A 5,208-nucleotide genomic window follows, 5' to 3' on the forward strand; every position below is an offset into this window, starting at 1 on the left:
GGGTGTTGGGTCTGTATTTTTTTACGGAGAGTTTGATCCTGGCTCAGGACGAACGCTGGCGGCGTGCTTAACACATGCAAGTCGAACGATGATGCCCAGCTTGCTGGGTGGATTAGTGGCGAACGGGTGAGTAACACGTGAGTAACCTGCCCCTGACTCTGGGATAAGCGTTGGAAACGACGTCTAATACTGGATATGACTACCGGCCGCATGGTCTGGTGGTGGAAAGATTTTTTGGTTGGGGATGGACTCGCGGCCTATCAGCTTGTTGGTGAGGTAATGGCTCACCAAGGCGACGACGGGTAGCCGGCCTGAGAGGGTGACCGGCCACACTGGGACTGAGACACGGCCCAGACTCCTACGGGAGGCAGCAGTGGGGAATATTGCACAATGGGCGAAAGCCTGATGCAGCAACGCCGCGTGAGGGATGACGGCCTTCGGGTTGTAAACCTCTTTTAGTAGGGAAGAAGCGACTGAGTTTACTCTGAGTGACGGTACCTGCAGAAAAAGCACCGGCTAACTACGTGCCAGCAGCCGCGGTAATACGTAGGGTGCAAGCGTTGTCCGGAATTATTGGGCGTAAAGAGCTCGTAGGCGGTTTGTCGCGTCTGCTGTGAAATCCCGAGGCTCAACCTCGGGCTTGCAGTGGGTACGGGCAGACTAGAGTGCGGTAGGGGAGATTGGAATTCCTGGTGTAGCGGTGGAATGCGCAGATATCAGGAGGAACACCGATGGCGAAGGCAGATCTCTGGGCCGTAACTGACGCTGAGGAGCGAAAGCATGGGGAGCGAACAGGATTAGATACCCTGGTAGTCCATGCCGTAAACGTTGGGCGCTAGATGTAGGGACCTTTCCACGGTTTCTGTGTCGTAGCTAACGCATTAAGCGCCCCGCCTGGGGAGTACGGCCGCAAGGCTAAAACTCAAAGGAATTGACGGGGGCCCGCACAAGCGGCGGAGCATGCGGATTAATTCGATGCAACGCGAAGAACCTTACCAAGGCTTGACATACACCGGAAACGGCCAGAGATGGTCGCCCCCTTGTGGTCGGTGTACAGGTGGTGCATGGTTGTCGTCAGCTCGTGTCGTGAGATGTTGGGTTAAGTCCCGCAACGAGCGCAACCCTCGTTCTATGTTGCCAGCGGGTTATGCCGGGGACTCATAGGAGACTGCCGGGGTCAACTCGGAGGAAGGTGGGGATGACGTCAAATCATCATGCCCCTTATGTCTTGGGCTTCACGCATGCTACAATGGCCGGTACAAAGGGCTGCGATACCGTAAGGTGGAGCGAATCCCAAAAAGCCGGTCTCAGTTCGGATTGAGGTCTGCAACTCGACCTCATGAAGTCGGAGTCGCTAGTAATCGCAGATCAGCAACGCTGCGGTGAATACGTTCCCGGGCCTTGTACACACCGCCCGTCAAGTCATGAAAGTCGGTAACACCCGAAGCCGGTGGCCTAACCCTTGTGGAAGGAGCCGTCGAAGGTGGGATCGGTGATTAGGACTAAGTCGTAACAAGGTAGCCGTACCGGAAGGTGCGGCTGGATCACCTCCTTTCTAAGGAGCATCTGGCCTCGTGTGCCCTTCGGGGTGGGCGTGGTCCAGGCGCCTGATTCGGACCGAACGTGTCCGACGGGTAGCTCATGGGTGGAACATTGACAGTGCAGTTGGGAGTGATGCTTCCGACCTCAGTACGCTCTGCTTGCAGGGTTGGGACGGGTTGGGGTGGAGCTGCTCATCTGGTGCACGTTGTTGGGTCCTGAGGGACCAGGCTTCCTGCTGACACGAGAGTGTCTGGCAGGGGTTGGGCCTACGGGTCCTTCGTCGGGCCGCATGAAGCACTGTCACTGGACGGTGGGGAGTGTGGTGCCGATCGTATGTTGAGAACTACACAGTGGACGCGAGCATCTTTGATTCGCGTCATCCAATCGACCGGGCACTTTTGGTGTTCGTGTTGTGGGTGATGACGGATCGCAATTTTAATCTTTGTGGTCAAGTTTCTAAGAGCAAACGGTGGATGCCTTGGCATCTGGAGCCGAAGAAGGACGTAGAAATCTGCGATAAGCCTCGGGGAGCTGATAATCGAGCCCTGATCCGAGGATTTCCGAATGGGGAAACCCCGCTGGGCGCTTTTGTGACCTGGTGACTCCCGCCTGAATATATAGGGCGGGTAGAGGGAACGTGGGGAAGTGAAACATCTCAGTACCCACAGGAAGAGAAAACAACATGTGATTCCGTGAGTAGTGGCGAGCGAAAGCGGATGAGGCTAAACCGATCATGTGTGATAGCCGGCGGGCGTTGCATGGTCGGGGTTGTGGGACACGTCACTCAGTTCTGCCGGACTGGGGCGGTTACAGCGCATCATAGTCGAACCGGTTTGAAAGCCGGGCCGTAGTGGGTGCCAGCCCCGTAGACGAAATGGTGTTATGGCCGGATGTGTATCCCAAGTAGCACGGGGCCCGAGAAATCCCGTGTGAATCTGTCAGGACCACCTGATAAGCCTAAATACTCCCAGATGACCGATAGCGGACAAGTACCGTGAGGGAAAGGTGAAAAGTACCCCGGGAGGGGAGTGAAATAGTACCTGAAACCGTTTGCTTACAAACCGTCGGAGCCTCCTTAGTAGGGGTGACGGCGTGCCTTTTGAAGAATGAGCCTGCGAGTTAGTGATATGTGGCGAGGTTAACCCGTGTGGGGCAGCCGTAGCGAAAGCGAGTCTGAATAGGGCGTTTGAGTCGCATGTTCTAGACCCGAAGCGAAGTGATCTATCCATGGCCAGGTTGAAGCGACGGTAAGACGTCGTGGAGGACCGAACCCACTTCAGTTGAAAATGGAGGGGATGAGCTGTGGATAGGGGTGAAAGGCCAATCAAACTTCGTGATAGCTGGTTCTCTCCGAAATGCATTTAGGTGCAGCGTTGCGTGTTTCTCGCCGGAGGTAGAGCTACTGGATGGCCGATGGGCCTCAACAGGTTACTGACGTCAGCCAAACTCCGAATGCCGGTGAGTGAGAGCGCAGCAGTGAGACGGTGGGGGATAAGCTTCATCGTCGAGAGGGAAACAACCCAGACTACCAACTAAGGTCCCTAAGCGTGTGCTAAGTGGGAAAGGATGTGGAGTTGCATAGACAACCAGGAGGTTGGCTTAGAAGCAGCCACCCTTGAAAGAGTGCGTAATAGCTCACTGGTCAAGTGATTCCGCGCCGACAATGTAACGGGGCTCAAGCACACCACCGAAGTTGTAGATTTCGCACACTCGACAAGCCTTCGTGGTTCAGTCGTGCGGAGTGGTAGGAGAGCGTCGTGTGGCGAGTGAAGCGGCGGAGTGATCCAGCCGTGGACGCTACACGAGTGAGAATGCAGGCATGAGTAGCGAAAGACGGGTGAGAAACCCGTCCTCCGAAAGACCAAGGGTTCCAGGGCCAGGTTAATCCGCCCTGGGTAAGTCGGGACCTAAGGCGAGGCCGACAGGCGTAGTCGATGGACAACGGGTTGATATTCCCGTACCGGCGAACAACCGCCCAAGCTAATCCAGTGGTGCTAAGAGTCCTAACCCGGATCAACCGGATCCCTTCGGGGTGATGGTGGCCGGTCTAACGCTCGACCCCATGCTGGTGCGGTTAGCGTATGAACAGGTGTGACGCAGGAAGGTAGCTGAGCCAGGCGATGGTATCCGTAAGGTGAACCTGGTGTAAGGATGTAGGGCTGACGATAGGCAAATCCGTCGTCTGTACGCCTGAGATCCGACGCGTACCCGTAAGGGGAAATCAGTGATCCTATGCTGCCGAGAAAAGCATCGACGCGAGGTTGCAGCCGCCCGTACCCGAAACCGACTCAGGTGGTCAGGTAGAGAATACCAAGGAGATCGAGAGAATCGTGGTTAAGGAACTCGGCAAAATGCCCCCGTAACTTCGGGAGAAGGGGGGCCGGACACGTGACCGGATTTACTCCGTGAGCGTTGAAGGCCGCAGAGACCAGTGGGAAGCGACTGTTTACTAAAAACACAGGTCCGTGCGAAGTCGCAAGACGATGTATACGGACTGACGCCTGCCCGGTGCTGGAAGGTTAAGAGGAAGGGTTAGCCTTTGGGCGAAGCTCTGAATTTAAGCCCCAGTAAACGGCGGTGGTAACTATAACCATCCTAAGGTAGCGAAATTCCTTGTCGGGTAAGTTCCGACCTGCACGAATGGCGTAACGACTTCCCAGCTGTCTCAACCGCGAACTCGGCGAAATTGCACTACGAGTAAAGATGCTCGTTACGCGCAGCAGGACGGAAAGACCCCGTGACCTTTACTACAGTTTGGTATTGGTGTTCGGTGTGGCTTGTGTAGGATAGGTGGGAGACTGTGAAGCGGGCACGCTAGTGTTCGTGGAGTCATTGTTGAAATACCACTCTGGTCACTCTGGATGTCTAACGTAGGACCCTGATCGGGTTCATGGACAGTGCCTGATGGGTAGTTTAACTGGGGCGGTTGCCTCCCAAAGAGTAACGGAGGCGCCCAAAGGTTCCCTCAACCTGGTTGGCAATCAGGTGGCGAGTGTAAGTGCACAAGGGAGCTTGACTGTGAGACTGACAGGTCGAGCAGGGACGAAAGTCGGGACTAGTGATCCGGCAGTGGCTTGTGGAAGCGCTGTCGCTCAACGGATAAAAGGTACCTCGGGGATAACAGGCTGATCTTGCCCAAGAGTCCATATCGACGGCATGGTTTGGCACCTCGATGTCGGCTCGTCGCATCCTGGGGCTGGAGTAGGTCCCAAGGGTTGGGCTGTTCGCCCATTAAAGCGGTACGCGAGCTGGGTTTAGAACGTCGTGAGACAGTTCGGTCCCTATCCGCTGCGCGCGTTGGAAATTTGAGAAGATCTATCCCTAGTACGAGAGGACCGGGATGGACGAACCTCTGGTGTGTCAGTTGTTCTGCCAAGGGCACCGCTGATTAGCTACGTTCGGACCGGATAACCGCTGAAAGCATCTAAGCGGGAAGCCGTCTTCGAGATGAGATTTCCATGCACCTTGAGTGTGAGAGGCTCCCAGCAGACTACTGGGTTGATAGGCCGGATGTGGAAGCGGGGACTAACGACCCGTGGAGCTGACCGGTACTAATAAGCCGAAGACTTGATAACACACTGATTTCCGTGCACTTGTTGCACGGGCTCGCGTCCACTTTGTGGTTCCCGACAGACGATCGGGAATCAAACTGAATACACCGCTCTG

Annotated in this window: 2 rRNA genes; both read left to right on the top strand. The window is 55.7% G+C overall.

Annotated features, from left to right (window positions below):
• Positions 1-20: 20 nt before the first annotated feature.
• Positions 21-1,555: ribosomal RNA gene (locus ITJ69_RS20070) — 16S ribosomal RNA — on the top strand.
• A 433-nt stretch (positions 1,556-1,988) separates the two neighbouring features.
• Positions 1,989-5,117: ribosomal RNA gene (locus tag ITJ69_RS20075) — 23S ribosomal RNA — on the top strand.
• The 16S and 23S rRNA genes sit together here, the layout of an rRNA operon.
• Positions 5,118-5,208 lie beyond the last annotated feature (91 nt).

Origin of the sequence: Curtobacterium sp. VKM Ac-2887 (genome assembly GCF_015350935.1) — a bacterium.
Lineage (GTDB): Bacteria > Actinomycetota > Actinomycetes > Actinomycetales > Microbacteriaceae > Curtobacterium.